The organism is Halorubrum rutilum (genome assembly GCF_042665015.1).
Lineage (GTDB): Archaea > Halobacteriota > Halobacteria > Halobacteriales > Haloferacaceae > Halorubrum > Halorubrum rutilum.
The window spans coordinates 19905-38731 of record NZ_JBHTBL010000003.1; the positions used below are offsets into that span (position 1 = coordinate 19905).

Annotated in this window: 17 protein-coding genes; 10 read left to right on the forward strand and 7 right to left on the reverse strand. The window is 71.4% G+C overall.

Features of this window, described 5'->3' with window-relative positions; genetic code table 11:
- Position 1 precedes the first annotated feature (1 nt).
- The 4 genes from ACFQMF_RS04055 to ACFQMF_RS04070 all read left to right on the forward strand — a co-directional run bounded on the left by ACFQMF_RS04055 (position 2) and on the right by ACFQMF_RS04070 (position 4530).
- Complete coding sequence (locus ACFQMF_RS04055) at positions 2 to 1780, forward strand: V-type ATP synthase subunit A (protein WP_256410032.1); 1779 nt, start codon at positions 2 to 4, stop codon at positions 1778 to 1780.
- A gap of 2 nt (positions 1781 to 1782) precedes the next feature.
- Positions 1783 to 3204, forward strand: coding sequence for a V-type ATP synthase subunit B (locus ACFQMF_RS04060; protein WP_256410033.1), 1422 nt, complete (start codon positions 1783 to 1785; stop codon positions 3202 to 3204).
- A 129-nt stretch (positions 3205 to 3333) separates the two neighbouring features.
- Positions 3334 to 4038, forward strand: coding sequence for a V-type ATP synthase subunit D (locus tag ACFQMF_RS04065; protein WP_256410034.1), 705 nt, complete (start codon positions 3334 to 3336; stop codon positions 4036 to 4038).
- A gap of 66 nt (positions 4039 to 4104) precedes the next feature.
- Complete coding sequence (locus tag ACFQMF_RS04070) at positions 4105 to 4530, forward strand: DUF6276 family protein (protein ID WP_256410035.1); 426 nt, start codon at positions 4105 to 4107, stop codon at positions 4528 to 4530.
- Positions 4531 to 4551: 21 nt separating this feature from the next.
- On the opposite strand, the gene ACFQMF_RS04075 is transcribed toward ACFQMF_RS04070, so the two are convergent.
- Complete coding sequence (locus ACFQMF_RS04075) at positions 4552 to 4914, reverse strand: hypothetical protein (RefSeq protein WP_256410036.1); 363 nt, start codon at positions 4912 to 4914, stop codon at positions 4552 to 4554.
- A 178-nt stretch (positions 4915 to 5092) separates the two neighbouring features.
- On the opposite strand from ACFQMF_RS04075, the gene ACFQMF_RS04080 reads away from it, so the two are divergent.
- A complete protein-coding gene (locus ACFQMF_RS04080; RefSeq protein WP_256410037.1) occupies positions 5093 to 6478 on the forward strand; it encodes a cryptochrome/photolyase family protein in 1386 nt (461 codons plus the stop codon).
- Between the two features lie 628 nt (positions 6479 to 7106).
- A complete protein-coding gene (gene cysS, locus ACFQMF_RS04085; protein WP_256410038.1) occupies positions 7107 to 8606 on the forward strand; it encodes a cysteine--tRNA ligase in 1500 nt (499 codons plus the stop codon).
- 371 nt (positions 8607 to 8977) lie between these two features.
- On the opposite strand, the gene pheA is transcribed toward cysS, so the two are convergent.
- The 4 genes from pheA to ACFQMF_RS04105 all read right to left on the reverse strand — a co-directional run bounded on the left by pheA (position 8978) and on the right by ACFQMF_RS04105 (position 11413).
- On the reverse strand, positions 8978 to 9784 hold the full coding sequence (pheA, locus tag ACFQMF_RS04090; RefSeq protein ID WP_256410039.1) for a prephenate dehydratase: 807 nt from the start codon (positions 9782 to 9784) through the stop codon (positions 8978 to 8980).
- Between the two features lie 117 nt (positions 9785 to 9901).
- Positions 9902 to 10420 (reverse strand): copper resistance protein CopD, encoded by a 519-nt coding sequence (locus tag ACFQMF_RS04095; RefSeq protein ID WP_256410040.1) that lies wholly within the window; start codon positions 10418 to 10420, stop codon positions 9902 to 9904.
- A gap of 95 nt (positions 10421 to 10515) precedes the next feature.
- Positions 10516 to 10875 (reverse strand): hypothetical protein, encoded by a 360-nt coding sequence (locus ACFQMF_RS04100; RefSeq protein WP_256410041.1) that lies wholly within the window; start codon positions 10873 to 10875, stop codon positions 10516 to 10518.
- Between the two features lies 1 nt (position 10876).
- The gene (locus tag ACFQMF_RS04105) at positions 10877 to 11413 is read right to left on the reverse strand and encodes a DUF7523 family protein (protein ID WP_256410042.1); all 537 of its coding nucleotides are present in this window, start codon (positions 11411 to 11413) and stop codon (positions 10877 to 10879) included.
- A gap of 129 nt (positions 11414 to 11542) precedes the next feature.
- On the opposite strand from ACFQMF_RS04105, the gene ACFQMF_RS04110 reads away from it, so the two are divergent.
- The 4 genes from ACFQMF_RS04110 to ACFQMF_RS04125 all read left to right on the forward strand — a co-directional run bounded on the left by ACFQMF_RS04110 (position 11543) and on the right by ACFQMF_RS04125 (position 17963).
- A complete protein-coding gene (locus ACFQMF_RS04110; protein ID WP_256410043.1) occupies positions 11543 to 12412 on the forward strand; it encodes a CbiX/SirB N-terminal domain-containing protein in 870 nt (289 codons plus the stop codon).
- A 29-nt stretch (positions 12413 to 12441) separates the two neighbouring features.
- The gene (locus ACFQMF_RS04115; protein ID WP_256410063.1) at positions 12442 to 13656 is read left to right on the forward strand and encodes a DR2241 family protein; all 1215 of its coding nucleotides are present in this window, start codon (positions 12442 to 12444) and stop codon (positions 13654 to 13656) included.
- An 88-nt stretch (positions 13657 to 13744) separates the two neighbouring features.
- The gene (locus ACFQMF_RS04120) at positions 13745 to 16378 is read left to right on the forward strand and encodes a DNA topoisomerase I (protein WP_256410044.1); all 2634 of its coding nucleotides are present in this window, start codon (positions 13745 to 13747) and stop codon (positions 16376 to 16378) included.
- Positions 16379 to 16460: 82 nt separating this feature from the next.
- Positions 16461 to 17963 (forward strand): sensor histidine kinase, encoded by a 1503-nt coding sequence (locus ACFQMF_RS04125; RefSeq protein ID WP_256410045.1) that lies wholly within the window; start codon positions 16461 to 16463, stop codon positions 17961 to 17963.
- A 29-nt stretch (positions 17964 to 17992) separates the two neighbouring features.
- Here ACFQMF_RS04125 and ACFQMF_RS04130 read toward each other — a convergent pair whose 3' ends face one another.
- Both ACFQMF_RS04130 and ACFQMF_RS04135 read right to left on the reverse strand, forming a co-directional pair.
- The gene (locus ACFQMF_RS04130; RefSeq protein WP_256410064.1) at positions 17993 to 18349 is read right to left on the reverse strand and encodes a DUF192 domain-containing protein; all 357 of its coding nucleotides are present in this window, start codon (positions 18347 to 18349) and stop codon (positions 17993 to 17995) included.
- A gap of 174 nt (positions 18350 to 18523) precedes the next feature.
- Complete coding sequence (locus ACFQMF_RS04135; protein ID WP_137782601.1) at positions 18524 to 18778, reverse strand: glutathione S-transferase N-terminal domain-containing protein; 255 nt, start codon at positions 18776 to 18778, stop codon at positions 18524 to 18526.
- Positions 18779 to 18827 lie beyond the last annotated feature (49 nt).

Genomic DNA, 18827 nt, shown 5'->3' on the forward strand with positions numbered 1-18827 from the left:
CATGAGCAAAGCAGAATCCACGGAGACCACCACGGCCGAAAACGGTGTCATCCAGAGCGTGAGCGGTCCGGTCGTGAGCGCCCGCGACCTCGACGCCCGCATGAACGACGTCGTCTACGTCGGCGACGAAGGCCTCATGGGGGAAGTGATCGAGATCGAAGGCGACATCACGACCATTCAGGTGTACGAGGAGACCTCCGGGGTCGCCCCCGGCGAGCCCGTCGAGAACACGGGCGAGCCGCTGTCGGTCGACCTTGGTCCGGGCATGCTGGACGCCATCTACGACGGCGTCCAGCGTCCCCTGGACGTGCTGGAGGGCAAGATGGGCAGTCCGTACCTCGACCGCGGGGTCGACGCGCCCGGCATCGACCTCGAAGACGAGTGGGAGTTCGAGCCGACCGTCGAGGTCGGCGACGAGGTCGGCCGCGGCGACGTGGTCGGCGTCGTCGAGGAGACGGTCACCATCGACCACAAGGTGATGGTGCCGCCGGACGCCCTGGAGGAGGGCGAGACCACCGAGGTCACCGCCGTCGAGTCGGGCTCGTTCGACGTCACCGAGACGGTGGCCGAGCTCGCCGACGGGACGGACGTCTCGATGCACCAGGAGTGGCCCGTCCGCGAGGCGCGCCCCTCCGCGAACAAGAAGACCCCCCGGACGCCGCTGGTGTCCGGGCAGCGCATCCTCGACGGCCTGTTCCCCATCGCGAAGGGCGGGACGGCCGCGATCCCGGGCCCGTTCGGCTCCGGGAAGACGGTCACCCAGCACCAGCTCGCGAAGTACGCCGACGCGGACATCATCGTCTACGTCGGCTGCGGCGAGCGCGGCAACGAGATGACCGAGGTCATCGAGGACTTCCCCGAGCTGGAGGACCCGGCCAACGGCAACCCGCTGATGGCCCGCACCTCGCTCATCGCGAACACCTCGAACATGCCCGTCGCGGCGCGTGAATCCTGCATCTACACCGGGATCACGATCGCCGAGTACTACCGCGACATGGGGTACGACGTGGCGCTGATGGCCGACTCCACCTCGCGGTGGGCGGAGGCGATGCGCGAGATCTCCTCCCGGCTGGAGGAGATGCCCGGCGAGGAGGGGTACCCCGCGTACCTCGCCGCCCGGCTGGCGCAGTTCTACGAGCGCGCCGGCTACTTCGAGAACGTCAACGGGACGGAAGGGTCCGTCTCGGCGATCGGCGCGGTGTCGCCGCCCGGCGGCGACTTCTCCGAGCCGGTCACCCAGAACACGCTGCGCATCGTGAAGACGTTCTGGGCGCTCGACGCGGACTTGGCGGAGCGCCGCCACTTCCCGTCGATCAACTGGAACGAGTCGTACTCGCTGTACAAGGACCAGCTGGACCCATGGTTCGAAGCGGAGGTCGCCGACGACTGGGCCGAGAAGCGCCAGTGGGCGGTCGACGTGCTCGACGAGGAGACCGAACTGCAGGAGATCGTCCAGCTCGTCGGGAAGGACGCCCTGCCCGACGACCAGCAGCTCACCCTGGAGGTCGCCCGCTACCTGCGCGAGGCGTACCTCCAGCAGAACGCGTTCCACCCGGTGGACACCTACTGTCCGCCGGAGAAGACGTACCTCATGCTGACGACGATCGAGACGTTCAGCGACGAGGCGTTCAGGGCGCTCGACGCCGGCGTCCCCGTCGAGGAGATCGTCGACACCGAGGCCGCCCCCCGGATCAACCGGATCGGCGTCCAGGAGGAGTACGAGGAGTACGTCGAGGAGCTCAAGGCGGACATCACCGAGGAACTCCGGAGCCTCTACTGACCATGAAAGAGTATCAGACCATCACCGAGATCAGCGGCCCCCTCGTGTACGCCGAGGTCGACGAGGCGATCGGCTACGACGAGATCGTCGAGATCGAGACGGCACAGGGGGAGACGCTGCGCGGACAGGTGCTCGAATCCTCGGAGGGCGTCGTCGCCATCCAAGTGTTCGAGGGCACGAGCGGTATCGACCAGAACGCGTCCGTCCGCTTCCTGGGCGAGACGATGAAGATGCCCGTCACCGAGGACCTCCTCGGGCGGGTGCTCGACGGCTCCGGCCGCCCGATCGACGACGGCCCGGAGATCGTCCCCGAGGAGCGCCAGGACATCGTCGGCGCGGCGATCAACCCGTACTCCCGGGAGTACCCCGAGGAGTTCATCGAGACGGGCGTCTCCGCGATCGACGGGATGAACACCCTGGTCCGCGGCCAGAAGCTCCCGATCTTCTCCAGCTCCGGCCAGCCGCACAGCGAGCTGGCGATGCAGATCGCCCGACAGGCGAGCGTGCCGGAAGAGGAGGAGGGCGACGACGAGGAGAGCTCCGAGTTCGCCGTCATCTTCGGCGCGATGGGGATCACCCAGGAGGAGGCCAACGAGTTCATGGAGGACTTCGAGCGCACCGGCGCCTTGGAGCGCTCGGTCGTCTTCATGAACCTCGCGGACGACCCCGCCGTCGAGCGGACGGTCACGCCGCGGATGGTGCTCACCACGGCCGAGTACCTCGCCTTCGAGAAGGATTACCACGTCCTCGTCATCCTGACGGACATGACCAACTACTGCGAGGCGCTCCGCGAGATCGGGGCGGCCCGCGAGGAGGTCCCGGGTCGCCGGGGCTACCCCGGGTACATGTACACCGACCTGGCGCAGCTGTACGAGCGCGCCGGGCGGATCCAGGGCCGCGAGGGGTCGGTGACGCAGATCCCGATCCTCACGATGCCGGGCGACGACGACACCCACCCGATCCCGGACCTGACCGGGTACATCACGGAGGGGCAGATCTACGTCGACCCCGACCTCAACAGCCAGGGCCTGCAGCCCCCGATCAACGTCCTCCCCAGCCTGTCGCGGCTGATGGACGACGGGATCGGCGAGGGGCTCACCCGCGCCGACCACGCCGACGTGAAAGACCAGATGTTCGCGGCGTACGCGGAGGGCGAGGACCTGCGCGACCTCGTGAACATCGTCGGCCGCGAGGCGCTCTCCGAGCTGGACAACAAGTACCTCGACTTCGCGGACGCCTTCGAGTCGGAGTTCGTCGACCAGGGCTTCGACACGAACCGCGACATCGAGGAGACGCTCTCGATCGGCTGGGACCTGCTCTCGATGCTCCCGAAGGACGCCCTCAACCGGATCGACGAGGAGTTCATCGAGGAGCACTACCGCGAGGAGGACTCCGAGCGCAAGGTCGTCGAAGCGGCCGACTGACGCGGCGTTTCTCCACTTTTCGCTCCCCGGCTAGCGGCCCGCGTCGACGTCGGCGGGAGCCGACCGCGCGCGGGCACGCGGCGACTGAAAAGAATTAACCGCCTCGGAGCGGAACGATTCCCCAATACGATGGCCAAGGACGTCAAACCGACGCGGAAGAACCTGATGGCGATCGAGGACCGCATCGAGCTCTCCGAGCGCGGTCACGACACGCTCGAACAGAAGCGTGACGGGCTCATCATGGAGTTCATGGACATCCTCGATCAGGCGCAGGACGTCCGGTCGGAGGTCTCGGAGAACTACGAGACGGCCCAGCGCAAGATCGACATGGCCCGGGCGATGGAGGGCGACGTCGCCGTCCGCGGCGCGGCCGCGGCGCTGAAAGAGCACCCCGAGATCACGACCCAGTCGAAGAACATCATGGGCGTCGTGGTCCCGCAGATCGAGTCCTCGAAGGTGAAGAAGAGCCTCGACGAGCGCGGCTACGGGCTGCTCGGCTCCTCCGCCCGCATCGACGAGGCGGCCGACGGCTACGAGGAGCTGTTGGAGAAGATCATCCTCGCGGCCGAGGTCGAGACGGCGATGAAGAAGATGCTCACGGAGATCGAGACGACCAAGCGCCGCGTGAACGCCCTGGAGTTCACGCTCCTCCCGAACCTCTACGAGAACCAGGAGTACATCGAACAGAAGCTGGAGGAGCAGGAGCGCGAGGAGATCTTCCGCATGAAGAAGATCAAGGCGAAGAAGGAGGAAGAGGAGAAAGAGGAGGAGGAAGAGGCGGCCGCCGCCGAGGCCGCCGCGGCCGAGACCGAGGAGCCGGAGCCCGCGGACTGACGGCTCTCCTCGGACCGCGCCGTTCCGCGCTCGCCCACCGACCCCGCGTCTCATCCATCGCTTCTCATGTCCTGTCCCCGCTGTGGCGCCGACCTCGTCGCCTTCGCCGTGCCGCCCGCGCTCCGCGAGCGCGCGCCGGCCGCGACGGCGGCGATCTGCACCCGCTGTCTGCGGACGTTCGCGGCCGACGGGAGCGGCGAGGCGGTCGCCGCCGACGTCGACGCGGACGCCCCCGATCCCGACGCTTCGCCCGCCGACCTCGACTTCTCCGCCGTCGACCCCGCGTTCCCCGACGGCGAGGCGGGCGCGGCGCTCGCGCTGCTCTGCGGCGAGCTGGAGTCGTTCGCGCTCAACCGCGCCTCGATCGAGGCGCTCGCCGAGCACGCGGAGCGGTCGGGGGCCGACGTCTTCGCGTTCCTGGAGCGGCTCGACGCCCCGGACGCCGCGTTCGACCTCGACCGGCGGCGGGCGGCGCTGCTCGACGCGCTGTGAGCGCCCGTCGGCGGGAGCGCCTCAGGAGTCGTCGAGGTCGACGCCCGGCGGGTCGTCCCACTCGTCCTCCTCGTCCGTCTCGTCGTCCGCCTCGGTGCCGGCCGGGCCGAGCGACCGCTCGCCGCGCCGCCGCTCGTGGACGGCGAGGCCGGCCTTGCGCGCGTCGCTCCCGCCGGCGTAGGGGTCCTCGGAGGGGTCGTACGATTGCTCCTCGCGCTCGAAGAGGTACGCGAAGAGGCCGAACAGCGGGACGGCGAAGGCGATGAGCGCCCACTTCCGTCGGTCCATCCCGCGTTTCGGCGCGTCGACGTAGACGTACGCCGCGAAGCCGACGAGCCACGCGAGCGGGACGCCGACGAGGATGGCGACGACGAGCGGTTGCATACCCCCGCTTCGGGCTCGTCGTCTTAAGTGCACGGGTGGGGTTCGGGTGAGGCGCGGTCGCGCGGCGGTCGCGGGGGCGTCGGTCTGGCGCCCGCGTCCGCGCTCGCGAGGCCGGCGCTCGGAGGCCGGCGCTCCGCCCGGCCGAAGGACACTATCCGGTGGAGCCCGTACCGATCCCATGCAGCTGTTCTGGCACCGACGCGACCCGCGGACCAGGGACAACGCCGGGCTCGCGGCCGCCGCGCGGGCGGGGACCGTCGTCCCCGTCTTCGCCTACGACGCCGACCTGTTCGAGACGGTGGGGGCGCGCCAGCGGGCGTTCCTCCTCCGCCACGTGAAGCGGCTGGAGGCGCGCTACCGCGAGCTCGGGAGCGACCTCGTCGTCCGCGCGGGCGACCCCGCGGAGGTCCTCGTCGAGGTCGCCGACGAGCACGACGCCGAGACGGTCTTCTACAACGAGTACTACCGGCCGGCCCGACGCAACCGGCAGCGCGCGGTCGAGGACGCGCTCGCGGGCGCCGGGGTGGGGACGGACGCGCGCACCGACGCCGTGCTCGTCGACCCCGGCCGGCTGGAGGAGCGCTACGCGAACCACAGCCGGTTCCACGACGACTGGGGGACCGTCCCCAAGTCCGGGCCGTATCCGGAGCCCGACCCCGAGTCGCTCGCGGCCGTGCGCGACGGGAAGACGGTCCCCGAACCGGACGCCGACATCGACCTCCCCGCGGCGGGGTACGAGGCCGCCCGCGAGCGGTTCGACGACTTCCTCGACTACGGGATCGCCTCGTACAACGACACCCGCGACGACCTGCGGCGCGCCGTCGAGGCGCCGACGCGCGCGGTCTCGCGCATGTCGCCGTACCTCGCGACCGGCGCGATCGGGATCCGAGAGGTGTGGGCCGGCGCGAGCGACGTCTACGAGGCCGTGACCGGCGGCGAGCGCCGGAACGTCGACAAGTACCGCTACGAGCTGTCGTGGCGCGAGCAGATGTACCACCTGCTCTACTACAACCCCGACCTGGCGGTGTCGAACTACAAGTCGTTCCCGAACGCGATCGCGTGGCGCGACGACGACGCCGACTTCGAGGCGTGGGCGCGCGGCGAGACCGGGTACCCGCTCGTGGACGCCGGGATGCGCCAGCTGAACGCGGAGGGGTACATCCACAACCGCCCGCGGCAGGTCGTCGCGAGCTTCCTCACCAAGCACCTCCTGATCGACTGGCGGCGCGGGGCGCGCTACTTCACGAAGCAGCTGATCGACCACGACTACGCGTCGAACCACGGCGCGTGGCAGTGGACCGCCTCCACCGGCACCGATTCGGTCGACGTGCGCATCTTCGACCCGGTGAGCCAGATGAGCAAGTACGACGACGGCGCCCACTTCGTCAAGGAGTACGTCCCGGAGCTCCGGGACGTGCCCGCCGGGAAGGTCGTCGACTGGCCCACCCTCTCGCGGCGCGAGCGCGAGGAGCTCGCGCCCGACTACCCCCACCCGATCGTCGACCGGAACGAGGGGTACGAGCGCGCCCAGCGCGTCTTCGAGGAGGCGCTCGGGAAGCGGTGAGAGGCGACTATACATACACACAAGAGCAGTCGGCGCGCGCCTCCGAGTGGTCGCCGAAGGCGGCCGCGAGTAGAGAGAGACCTTCGGTCTCTCTGACAGCCGGCGGCTCCGCCGCCGGCGAGAGCGCGTGCGAGGGAGTCGGCCGTCCGGAGCGAAGCGGAGAGCGGCCGACGAGGCTGGGGAGGCGTGAGGTGCTGTGCGCTGCGGTGCGGGGCGGGACTCAAAGGGGCAGCCGCGAGGACGAAGCACGGCGACGGTAGCACCGCAGCGAGCAACGCGAGCGAGGAGCGCACCGAGCCGCGCGAGTCCTCGCGGCTGGGGCTTTGGAGGTGTTCTCTACGTCACCGACAGCAACGACTTATAAGCGAGCGGCTGGGGCTTTGGAGGTGTTCTCTACGTCACCGACAGCAACGACTTATAAGCGAGCGGCTGGGGCTTTGGAGGTGTTCTCTACGTCACCGACAGCAACGGCTTGTAAGCGAGCGGCTGGGGGTTCGGAGGTGCTCGCAGTCGACTCACGATCAGTCCTGGCTAATTATAAACACACAACCGACACGTCCGAGCGTTCATCACCGTCCCCTCGCCCGATCCGACGGTTTAAAACGCTCACCGTAGCAACGACCCGCTAATGAGTCTCGTCGTTACCGACACCCTGGCAGACGAGCGCGTCGAGTTCACGGCCGACGGCGACGTCACGCTGTACGTCTGTGGGCTGACGGTGTCGGACGACCCTCACCTCGGCCACGCCCGGCTGTGGTTCCACGCCGACGTCCTCCACCGGTGGCTGGAGCACCTCGGCCACGACGTGCGCCACGTCGAGAACGTCACCGACGTCAACGAGAAGATCGCGGCCCGCGTCGGCGAGCGCGACGCGTGGGCCGCCGAGCGCGACGTGGCCGAGGCGTTCACGGCCACGACGTTCGACGCGATGCGCGGGCTGAACCTCCTGCGCGCCGAGGTGTACCCCCGCGTCACCGAACACGTCCCCGAGATCCGCGAGCTCGTCGAGACGCTCGTCGAGAAGGGGTACGCCTACGAGTCGAACGGCTCCGTCTACTTCGACGTCACGACGTTCGAGGAGTACGGGAAGCTCTCGAACCAGGACGTCGACGAGCTGGAGGCGCAGGGCGAACCGGACGAGCGGTCGGAGAAGCGCAACCCCGCTGACTTCGCGCTGTGGAAGGCCGGCGGCGTGAGCGAGGCCGCCGCGCGCGAGCACGCGAAGCACGACCACGGCGACTCGGTTCCAGAGGGCGAGACCTGGGAGTCCCCGTGGGGCGAGGGGCGACCGGGGTGGCACGTCGAGTGCTCGGCGATGTCGACGACGCACCTCGGCGACACGCTCGACGTTCACATGGGCGGCCGCGACCTCGTCTTCCCGCACCACGAGAACGAGATTGCCCAGTCGGAGGCGGCCACCGGCGAGACGTTCGCGCGCCACTGGCTCCACGTCGGCCTCTTGGAGATGGCGGGCGAGAAGATGTCCTCTTCGATCGGCAACTTCTGGACCGTCCCGGACGCCCTCGACGAGCTCGGCGTCAACGTGATCCGGACCTTCTACGCGGGCGCCGCCTACCGCTCCGAGCAGGCGCTCACCGAGGAGACGATCGCCGAGGCCGAGGAGCGCTGGGAGCGACTCTCGCGCACCTACGACCGCGCCGTCGACGCGCTCGACTCCACCGACGCCCGCGCGAAGGCCGAAGACGACGAGCTCCGCGAGGCGGTCGCGACCGTCCGCGACGACTTCGTGGCCGCGATGAACGACGACCTGAACCTCCGCGAGGCGACGGCGGCGCTGTTGGACCTGACCGACGCCGTGAACCGACACGTGGACGCGGTCGACGAGGATGACGCGGACGCCGAGGCCGCCTACGACTACCGCGCCCTCCGCGAGGCGGTTGAGGCGTTCGAGGACCTCGCCGGCGACGTGCTCGGCCTCCAGTTCGGGAGCGAGACCAACGGCGACGTGGACCTGGCCGGCGAGCTGGTCGAACTCGTGCTGGACGTGCGCGAGGCCGAGCGCGAGGCCGGCAACTACGAGCGCGCCGACGAGCTCCGGGACGCGCTGCGGGAGGTCGGCGTCAAGATCGAGGACGGCCCGGACGGCGCGACGTACCGGTTCGAGTAGGGCGGGGCTGTCTTCTTTCGAGCCCGTGAGTACCGCACAGGGGACAGTTTCGAAACTCCGGCCGCTCGGCTGTCGGTTCTTGATACCGGAGCCACGGTGAACACCTCCAAAGCCCCAGCCGCGAGGCCACCGTACGCTCGTTGCGCTCCTCGCTCGCTCCGCTCGCTGCGGTGCTTCCGTCGCCTACGGTGGCCTCGCGGCTGCCCCTTTGAGTCCCCACCCCGCCCAGCACGGCACCGCAGCCTCACGCCTCCCCAGCCTCGTCGGTCGTCCTCCGCGTTGCTCCGGACGACCGACTCCCTCGCACGCGCTGTTCGCGCCCTCCGGGCGCTCACAGGCGCGCGCCACCGCACCAGACGGAGAAAGACTCCCTACTCAAGCACGTGCTGCGTGTCGTACGATCCGAGCACTTTGACCCACCCGTTGTCGGCGATGGCCTCGACGTCTCCCACGGCGGCCGCCATGTGGTCCTCGTAGAGGCCGGCGTCGACGTCGAAGTGGAACAGGTAGTCGCCGAGGCGCTCGCCGCTCGGGCGCGACTCGATCCGCGAGAGGTTGAGGTTGCGGTCGGCGAACGCCTCCAGCAGTTCGAGCAGGAGCCCGGGGTAGTTCGCGTTCGGGTAGACGATGAGGGTGGTCTTCCCGCCGGCGTCCGAGCGCGCGGACGTGGGCGCGACGACGAGGAACCGCGTCGCGTTCGAGGTGCGGTCCTGGATGTCCTCCGCGAGGATCGTGAGGTCGTCGCCGGCGTTGTCCGGGTGCCCGATCCCCGCGATCCGGGCGTCCTCGCGGGCGCGCTCGACCCCGCGGGCGGTGGAGGCGACCGCTTCGAGCCCGGCGTTCGGGTACTGCTCCTCCAGCCAGTTGCGGCACTGCGCGAGCGCCTGCGAGTGGCTGGCGACGACCTCGAACTCCGACCCCTGCGCGAGGAGGGCGTGCCGGATCGGAGTGACGACCTCGCGGGTGACGGCGACGTCGAAGTCCGCGAGGGCGTCGAGGCTCTCGGTGACGGAGCCCTCGATGCTGTTCTCGATGGGGACGACTCCCCGCTCGAACTCGCCGGCCGCGACGGCGTCGACGATGGCGGTGACCGACTCGCGGAACGACACCTCGGCGGCGACGGCCCGCGCCGCACGGTGTGAGTACGTGCCGGCGGGACCGAGCGTGACGGCGTTCATCGCCACTACCTATCAGAGCGCGTTAGAAAAACGTGCTGGGTCCCGCCTGGCCGGGCGAGCGATGGAGGCGACGGGAGCGACGGGAGCGGCGGGAGCGACGAAAACTGCGAGGGCGCCTCACGCCGGGACCCCGCCCGCGAGGAGCCCGGCGTCGACGAGCAGCAGGGCCGCGAGCCCGGCGCTCGCGAGCAGGTACGGGCGCGAGAGGGCGGCGAGCCGCGCCGCGGTCGGCTCGTCGCCGCCGAGCGCGTCGACCGGGAATCCCTCGGCCATGTACGTTCCCCAGCCGATATCGGGGTCGACCTCGCGGCGCATCCGGAGGACGCCGAGCTCCACGAGACCGTTCATGACGCCCCACAGCGAGAGCATCGCGAGGACGGCCCATCCCCTCGCGCTCGCCGCGAGGAGGTCGAGCGGCGTGTATAGCCTCCAGATCATGTACGCGCCGGTGACGGGGAGGACGACCCCGGTCCACCGCGTGACCATGAGGAGGCGGTGCGCGGCGTCGACGAAGGCCGCCCGGCCGAGCGTCCCGTCGGCCGCCCGCGGGAGGGTCGCGTAGGCGACGTACAGCGTCGCGCCGGTCCACAGCGCGCCGGAGACCACGTGGAGGACGAAGGCGGTCGTGAGGAGCACGCGAACCGATCCGGGCGCCCGGGAAATAAAGACACGCCGGCGTTCCCGGCACGTAGCGCCGCGACCGACGACGGGGACCGGACGGACCCCGACGACTACGGGAGTCGGAGCGTCCCGACGTACCGGTGCCACCCGTCGACCGTCTCGGCGTACTCGTACGCCTCCGGCGGCTCGATCCCCCAGGCGCGGAGCCCGTCGTCGACGCCGTCGACGTACGTCGCGAGGAACGACCCGCGGTCCCGGAGCGTCGGCGGCGCCCGCGCGTGCTCGGTCTCGAACCGACAGCGCGCCGTCCGGCCGTCGCCGGTCGGGTCGATCCGGAGCCGGAGGTCCGAGCGGAGCCGCTCCCGGACCGGCGGCGGGTCGCCGCGGAGGTGTCCCTCGCCGAACGCGTCGAGCGCCGCGAGCGCCTCGTCCGGGACGTGGTTCACGTCGGAGAGCGGGGCCGCGGACACCTCAGTCGTTCGGCACCGCGGCCAGCGCCCCCTCGACCGTCCGGACCGCGGTCGCGCCGTCGCGCCGCCCCACGACGACGACGAGCGCGTCCCCGGCGACCCCCGCGGCCGCGACGTCGACGTCGACGGCTGCGAGGCGGCGGAGGACGGCCGCGAGCGCCGGGGCGTCGACGTCGCCGGTCCCGAGGACGGCCGTCCGGCGCCCCTCGGGGACGACCGCCGCGCCGCCGACGACGAGGAGGGGGTCGACGTCGGCGTCTCCGGAATCGGGACCGCCCCGTCCCTCGACCACGCCGACGCCGCTCCGCATCGACACGCTCGCCGCGCGCTCGGCGGTCGCGTACGCGGGGAGCTCCTCGCGGAACCGCCGGAGCGCGGCCGCGATCGCGTCCGTGTCGGCGTCGCCGTCGCGGCCGAGGTCGGCCTCGTCGGCGAGCCACGCGGCGGCGGCGCTGTGGTTCAACACGCCGGCGCGGAGCGCGTCGAGGACGAACGGGCGGGCCCGGGCCGCCTCGCGGGCGTCGGCTGCCAGCGACATGGTTCCCCCTGCGGCGCGGGACGCCATGGCGATTTCGGTCGCCGGACGGCGGACCGGCGGCGCCCGACCGGTTTCCCGCGATCCCGGACGTGCCGAAGTCCCTAAGAGCGGCGCGCCCCCAGCGTGGGTATGCAGTCGCTCGTCATCGTCGCACACGGCTCGCACCTCAATCCGGAGTCGAGCGCGCCGACGTACGACCACGCGGACACGATCCGCGCGACCGGCGCGTTCGACGAGGTGCGCACCGGGTTCTGGAAGGAGGAACCGCACTTCCGGGAGGTGCTCCGCACCGTCGAGGGCGACGAGGTCTACGTCGTCCCGCTGTTCGTCTCGGAGGGGTACTTCACCGAGCAGGTGATCCCCCGCGAGCTCCGGCTCGACGGCTGGGACGTCTCGGAGTGGGACTCCGACGGCCTCTCGGCCGACCAGGCCACGCTCGTCGCCGAGGACATCGACCGCGAGGTCCACTACTGCGGGCCGGTGGGGACCCACCGCGCGATGACCGACGTGATCGTCCGGCGCGCGGAGTCGGTCACCGGCGACCCCGACGTGGGCGACGGCTTCGGCCTCGCCGTCGTCGGCCACGGCACCGAGCGCAACGAGAACTCGGCGAAGGCGATCGAGTACCACGCCGACCGGATCCGCGAGCGCGACCGCTTCGACGAGGTGGAGGCGCTGTACATGGACGAGGACCCCGAGGTCGACGACCTCCCGGAGTTCTTCGAGAGCGACGACGTCGTCCTCGTTCCCCTCTTCATCGCCGACGGCTACCACACCCAAGAGGACATCCCGGAGGACGTGGGGCTCTGTGAGGACCACACCGAGGGGTACGACGTGCCGACCGCGGTCGACGGCACCCGGATCTGGTACGCCGGCGCCGTGGGCACGGAGCCCCTGATGGCCGACGTGATCTTGGAGCGCGCGGCCGACGCCGGCGCCGACCTCGGGACCGCGCTCGACGACGTGCGCGAGACCACCCGCGTCGCGGCGGGGGACTGACCGTGGTCGACTCCGCCTCCGACGCGACCGTGAACGAGGCCGCCGCGGCCGACGGCGCCGAGGGAACCGAGCCCGAGGTCCCCGAGATCGACCTCCCCGGCGACGCCTTCGACGCGGTGCTCGACGCGCTCGCCGACCGCGACCCCGACGACCCGCTCCGGTTCGAGGGGTTCGGCGTCGCCCGCGACGCCGGCGCCGACGGCGAGGACGGTGACGACGCCGCGGGCGGGTACCGCCTCGACCCCGCCGACGGCGACCCCCGCACCGGGCTGACGGAGCGCGAGCTCCACGCGGCGCTCGCCGATCGCGCCCCCGCGGTCACGGACTGGTACGCGTTCGAGCGCGTCGTCGGCGAGTTCGGTCCCCGCCGCGCGTTCCTGCGCTGGCTGGAGGACGCCGACGGCGCGACCGTGGCGACGCGGTACGCCGCGCTCGCGGAGGGGATCGAGCGCGCGTGGGGCGAACTGAAGATCACGGCCACGGTGACCGACCGCGGCGAGCGCCGGTACGACGTGCGCCACGCCGACGACGCCGGCGTCCCGGTCGACGAGCTCGACGCCTACGACGACCCGCTCGACGCCCGCGACCTCGTCAAACGCGACGCGAAGGGGCGCTACCGCCCCCTCAAGACCGCGCCGTCGCTCGCGGGCGGGTGGGTCTTCCCCGACCTCGGCCCGCGGGACGCCTACGAGGCGGTCGAGACGATCTACCCCGCGACGGTCGCCAACTGGCACCGCGAGCGCGAGGGCGAGCTCGACGTGAACCACTGGCGCGAGACGATGGCGCGCCAGTCCGGCATCTACGGCGTCGTGAAGACGTGGGACCGCGGTGAGGGGTACGAGCACGTCAACTGGGTCGCGGAGGCCTGCTGCGACGACTCGCAGTGCCTGAAGCGCCGCGAGTGGGAGTACGACGACGACACCGACCTCGACGTCGACGGCGGCGACGGCGCCTTCCCCTGCCGCGAGCCCTGTTCGGTCGTCGTCTCGGCCGCCCGCAAGTGGACGCGTCTGGAGAGCGAGCAGCCCCGGACGTACGAGTTCGAGCTGACGCCGAGCGAGAAGGAGCAGGTCGAAGACATCATCGACGCGGTCGCCGACGGCCGGATCGACGAGATCCGCGAGGCCGACACGAAGGAGGGGGCGAACCGCTACCGGACCCGATTCCTGCGCGCCAAGCTGTTCGACGACGAGGGGAACTTCGCGGGCGTGCCGACCGATCCGGACGAGGACGACGAGGGGTAGCCGCGCCGCGCGTCGACCCTCCCGCATGCGGGCGATCTTAAGTTGTGTCACGAAACCTTTAGACGGGAGAGCGGCCTACCCCGGTGCAATGAGTCGCGGCCCCGAGCTGATAATCACGGAGAAGGACAACGCGGCGCGCCGCATCGCCGACATCCTGAGCGGCGAGTCCGCGACGGCGGAGCGGCAGAACGACGTGAACGTGTATCGGTGGGGCGGCAAGCGCTGCATCGGCCTCTCGGGCCACGTCGTCGGCGTCGACTTCCCGGCCGAGTACAACGACTGGCGCGACGTGGAGCCCGTCGAGCTCATCGACGCGCCGGTCACCAAGGAGCCGACCCAGGAGGGGATCGTCGCCGCGCTGCGCAGGCTCGCGCGCAACGCCTCCCGGGTCGTCATCGCGACCGACTACGACCGCGAGGGCGAGCTGATCGGCAAGGAGGCGTACGAGCTGGTGCGCGAGGTGAACGAGGACGCCCCCATCGACCGGGTCCGCTTCTCCTCGATCACGAAGAACGAGGTGCGGGAGGCGTTCGCGAACCCCGACGAGCTCGACTTCGACCTCGCGGCCGCCGGCGAGGCCCGGCAGGTGATCGACCTCACGTGGGGGGCGGCGCTCACCCGCTTCCTCTCGCTGTCGGCCCGCCAGCTCGGCGACGACTTCATCTCGGTGGGCCGGGTGCAGGGGCCGACGCTCAAGCTCATCGTCGACCGCGAGCGCGAGATCCAGGCGTTCGACCCCGAGTCGTACTGGGAGCTGTACGGGGACCTGACCAAGTCCGGCGGCGACCCCTTCGAGGCGCGCTACTTCTACCTGAACGACGAGGGCAACGAGGCCGAGCGCGTCTGGGACGGCGACGTCGCGGAGGTCCTGACGGAGGCGCTGGCGGCGGCCGACGAGGCGGTCGTCGACGACGTGCGCCGCCGCACCCGCACCGACGACCCGCCGACCCCCTTCAACACCACGGCGTTCATCCGCGCCGCCGGCTCGCTCGGCTACTCCGCCCAGCGCGCCATGTCGCTCGCGGAGGACCTCTACACCGCCGGCTACGTCACGTACCCGCGGACCGACAACACGGTGTACCCCGACGATCTAGAGCCCCGCGAGCTGATCGAGGAGCTCTCGGCCGCCTCGACGTTCGGCGCGGACGCGAAGAGCCTGCTCGACCAAGAGGAGATCGAGCCCACCGAGGGCGACGAGGAGACGACCGACCACCCGCCGATCCACCCGACCGGCGAGCTCCCCTCGGCGTCGGACCTCTCGGAGGACGAGTGGGAGGTGTACGAGCTGATCGTCCGGCGGTTCCTGGCGACCTGCGCCGAGCCGGCGACGTGGGAGCGGCTCCGCGTCGTCGCGCTCGCGAACGGCGAGGCGACCGCGATCGCCGAGCGCGCGGACGGGCTCGCGGCCCTCCGGGACCCGGCGGACGCCGACGGCCCCCCCGACCTCGTCGCCGACGGCGGGCTCCGGCTGAAGGCGAACGGGAAGCGCCTCCTGGAGGCCGGCTATCACGACGTCTACCCGTACCGCTCCAGCGACGAGCGGATCGTCCCGGACGTCGAGGTCGGCGAGACGCTCGCGCTCACCGACCGGCGCACGGACGCGAAGGAGACCCAGCCGCCGCGCCGGTACGGCCAGTCCCGGCTCATCGAGGAGATGGAGAAGCGCGGCGTCGGCACGAAGGCGACCCGCCACCGCACCCTCGAAAAATTGTACGACCGCAACTACGTCGAGAGCGACCCGCCGCGCCCGACCCGGCTCGCGGAGGCGGTCGTCGAGGCCGCCGAGGAGTTCGCGGAGCACATCGTCAGCGAGGAGATGACCGCGCAGTTAGAGCGCGACATGCAGGCGATTGCGGCCGGCGAGAAGGGGTACGACGAGGTGACGGAGGCGTCCCGGGAGCTGCTCGACCGCGTCTTCGACGACCTCACCGAGTCGCGCGAGGCGGTCGGCGACCACCTCCAGAAGTCGCTGAAGGCGGACAAGACGCTCGGTCCCTGCCCCGAGTGTGGGTCGGACCTCCTCGTCCGGAAGTCCCGGCAGGGGTCGTACTTCGTCGGCTGCGACGGCTACCCCGACTGCGAGCACACGCTCCCGCTCCCCTCGACGGGGAAGCCGCTCATCCTCGACGAGAGCTGCGAGGCGCACGACCTCAGGCACGTGAAGATGCTCGCGGGCCGGAAGACGTTTGTCCACGGCTGCCCGCAGTGCAAGGCCGACGAGGCGGACGACCAGGAGGATGAGGTGATCGGGACGTGTCCCGACTGCGGTGAGGGCGCGGCTTCGCCGCGCGACGGAGGCGGTGAAACCGCCGACGCCGGCGGCGAGCTGGCGATCAAGCGCCTCCGCTCCGGCTCCCGGCTCGTCGGCTGCACGCGCTACCCCGACTGCGACTACTCGCTGCCGCTCCCGCGCCGCGGCGAGATCGAGGTCACCGACGAGACCTGCGAGGAACACGACCTCCCGCACCTCCGGGTCCACTCCGGCGACGAGCCGTGGGAGCTCGGCTGTCCGATCTGCAACTACCGGGAGTTCACGGCCCGCCAGGAGGGCTCCGAGCTCCAGACCGTCGAGGGCATCGGCGAGAAGACGGCCGAGAAGCTCCGGAACGTCGGCGTCGACGGCGTCGACGACCTCAAGTCCGCGGACCCGGACGACCTCGCGGCCGACGTCGACGGCGTCGGCGCCGACACCGTCCGGAACTGGCAGGCGAAGGCGGACTGAGCGGCGCTCCCCCCTCTTCTCCTCGCCCTCGACCGCTCCACCCACAGAGACATAAACGCGGGACGCGTCAGTCCGATTACGTATGGGTCGCGATCGCGAGGCCGACGGCGACGCGGACGGGGGCCTCTCGGCGGGCGAGGGGAGCGACGCGACCGGCGAGCGCCGGCCGGACGCGTCCGTCGGCGATGCGGCCCCGCCCGTCCTCCGCTCGTTCATCGACGCGATTCCCACCCCGACGCTCGCGTGCGACCCGGACACCCGCGCGATCCGCGCGGCCAACGCCCCGGCCGCCGACCTGCTCGACCGCGACCGCGGGGCGCTGACGCTGACGGGGCTCGACGACCTCGGCGAGGCGGAGCGGACCGTCGCCGGCGAGCCGATCGGGAAGGCGGTCGCCGACGCGCGCGACGCCGGCGGCGTCGCTCGGTTCGAGTGGACCGTCTCCGACGCCCCGCTCTGGCGCCTCGAACTCGCGGTCCGCGCGGCGACGATCGCCGACCGGGAGTGGCTGATCGTCGGCCTGACCGACGTCACCGACCGAGTCTCCGCCGAGCGGCGGCTCCGCTCGCAGCTCCGGGTCACCGACGCGATCGCCGCGACGGTCCCGGCCGCCCTGTTCGAGTGCACCGCGCGCGGCACCCTCTCGCGGTGGAACGACCGGCTCGCCGCGGACGTCGGCTACGGGGGCGAGGCGCTGTCGGCCACCGCGCTGCCGTCGCTGTTCGACGAGGAGACCCGCGACGCCGTCGCCGACGCGCTCCGGTCCGTCTACGGCGACGGGGCGGGCGCGGAGTGCGAGGCGACGCTCGTCACGCGCTCGGGCGAGCGCGTCCCGTACCGCCTCTCGCTCGGACCGGTCACCGACGGCGACGAGGTCGTCGGCGCGGTCGGGGTCGGCGAGGACCTCACCGAGGCGTCGGTCCGCGAGGAGCGGCTCGCCGTCCTCACGCGGGTGCTCCGCCACAACTTCCGGAACGACCTCAACGTCGTCACGGGGTTCACGGAGCGGGCGATCGCCGAGGTCGACGACCCGGAGCTCGCCGCCGAGCTGGAGCGCGTCGTCGACACCGCGGAGCGGCTGTTACGCGTCGGCGAGACCTCGCGACGGGTCGAGCGGCTGCTCGCGGACCGCCCGGCCCCGCGGCCGACCGACCTCGCCGACGCGGTCGAGGAGGCGATCGCCATGCTCCCGCCGGCGCTCCGCGAGCGCGCCGACGTCGAGGTCGACGTTCCGACCGGGATCACGGTGTCGGCCGTGGGCTACCTCGCCGAGGCGATCGCGGAGCTCGTCGACAACGCGATCCGACACGGCGACGCGGCGCGTCCCTCGGTGAGCGTCACGGCCGCCGAGCTCCCCAGCGAGTCGTGGGCGTCGCTGGTCGTCGCCGACGACGGCCCGGGGATCCCGCCCGCCGAGCGCGCGGTGCTCACCGGCGAGGAGACCCCGCTGGAACACGCCAGCGGGCTGGGGCTCTGGTACGTCAACTGGATCGTCACCGCCGGCGGCGGGAGCTTCGACATCGGCGAGACCAAGACCGGCGGCACGCGGATCGAGATCGAGCTCCGCACGCCGGACGGGGAGTAGGACCGACCCGTCTCCGACCGACGCCCCGATCAGTCGACGAGCCGGACCTCGTCGCCGACGGCGACCCCGTCGGCCGCGCCCGCCGGGAGCTCGACGACCGCGTCGGCCCGGCCCCGACCCAGCCCGACGAACGGGGCGAGCCGCTTCCGCTCGGTCACCTCGCCGTCGACGAGCCACAGCGCGTCTATCGCGAACGGGACGAACAGCATGTGGAGCCACCGCGCGTCGACCCCGTCGAACGGGAACACGAGCGCGTAGCCCTCGGGAACGGAGCGTCTGAACATCAGCCCGCGGGCCTGCCGGAGCGTCGACCGGGCGACCTCGACGTCGCTCGCGAGGACGGTCGGGTCGCCGTCGTCGACTGCGGAGTCGCCGTCGCCGGTCACGGCGTCACCGGCGGTCGCGGCGTCGTCGGACCGACCGCTGCGGTGGACGAGTCGCACGCTCCGCACGTGGCGGGCGTCGGATAAATAGCCTCGCTATCGACCGGGGCCGCGGACCGCCGCCCGAGAGACGGTCGTCGTCGCCGGCGCGCCCCGGTCGAGGAGTGCCCCGCCGCCTCAGCTCGCGCTCCCGTACGTCTCCTCGAGGTACTCGACGATGTCGTCGCTCTCGGGCATCCCCTCGACCCCGTTCGCCTCGTCGACGAGGACGGGCACGCCGGTCTGCCCGCTGACCTCCTCCACCTCGGTGCGCTCGGAGTGCGAGCGCGGCACCATCACCGACTCGTACTCTAAGTCGAGGTCGGCCAGCTTCGTCTTCACCTTCGCGCAGTACGGGCAGCCCTCCAGTTCGTAGAGCGTCAGGTTTGCCATCACGCTCCCTACGGCGTAGACGCGTAAAGAAGTACGGTGGACGGTGCGC

What these genes read in the sequence shown, in the direction of transcription:
- ACFQMF_RS04055 (WP_256410032.1), top strand. Translation starts at nt 2, where the DNA reads ATGAGCAAAGCAGAATCCACGGAGACCACCACGGCCGAAAACGGTGTC.
- ACFQMF_RS04060 (WP_256410033.1), top strand. Translation starts at nt 1,783, where the DNA reads ATGAAAGAGTATCAGACCATCACCGAGATCAGCGGCCCCCTCGTGTAC.
- ACFQMF_RS04065 (WP_256410034.1), top strand. Translation starts at nt 3,334, where the DNA reads ATGGCCAAGGACGTCAAACCGACGCGGAAGAACCTGATGGCGATCGAG.
- ACFQMF_RS04070 (WP_256410035.1), top strand. Translation starts at nt 4,105, where the DNA reads ATGTCCTGTCCCCGCTGTGGCGCCGACCTCGTCGCCTTCGCCGTGCCG.
- ACFQMF_RS04075 (WP_256410036.1), bottom strand. Translation starts at nt 4,914, where the DNA reads ATGCAACCGCTCGTCGTCGCCATCCTCGTCGGCGTCCCGCTCGCGTGG.
- ACFQMF_RS04080 (WP_256410037.1), top strand. Translation starts at nt 5,093, where the DNA reads ATGCAGCTGTTCTGGCACCGACGCGACCCGCGGACCAGGGACAACGCC.
- cysS (WP_256410038.1), top strand. Translation starts at nt 7,107, where the DNA reads ATGAGTCTCGTCGTTACCGACACCCTGGCAGACGAGCGCGTCGAGTTC.
- pheA (WP_256410039.1), bottom strand. Translation starts at nt 9,784, where the DNA reads ATGAACGCCGTCACGCTCGGTCCCGCCGGCACGTACTCACACCGTGCG.
- ACFQMF_RS04105 (WP_256410042.1), bottom strand. Translation starts at nt 11,413, where the DNA reads ATGTCGCTGGCAGCCGACGCCCGCGAGGCGGCCCGGGCCCGCCCGTTC.
- ACFQMF_RS04110 (WP_256410043.1), top strand. Translation starts at nt 11,543, where the DNA reads ATGCAGTCGCTCGTCATCGTCGCACACGGCTCGCACCTCAATCCGGAG.
- ACFQMF_RS04120 (WP_256410044.1), top strand. Translation starts at nt 13,745, where the DNA reads ATGAGTCGCGGCCCCGAGCTGATAATCACGGAGAAGGACAACGCGGCG.
- ACFQMF_RS04125 (WP_256410045.1), top strand. Translation starts at nt 16,461, where the DNA reads ATGGGTCGCGATCGCGAGGCCGACGGCGACGCGGACGGGGGCCTCTCG.
- ACFQMF_RS04135 (WP_137782601.1), bottom strand. Translation starts at nt 18,778, where the DNA reads ATGGCAAACCTGACGCTCTACGAACTGGAGGGCTGCCCGTACTGCGCG.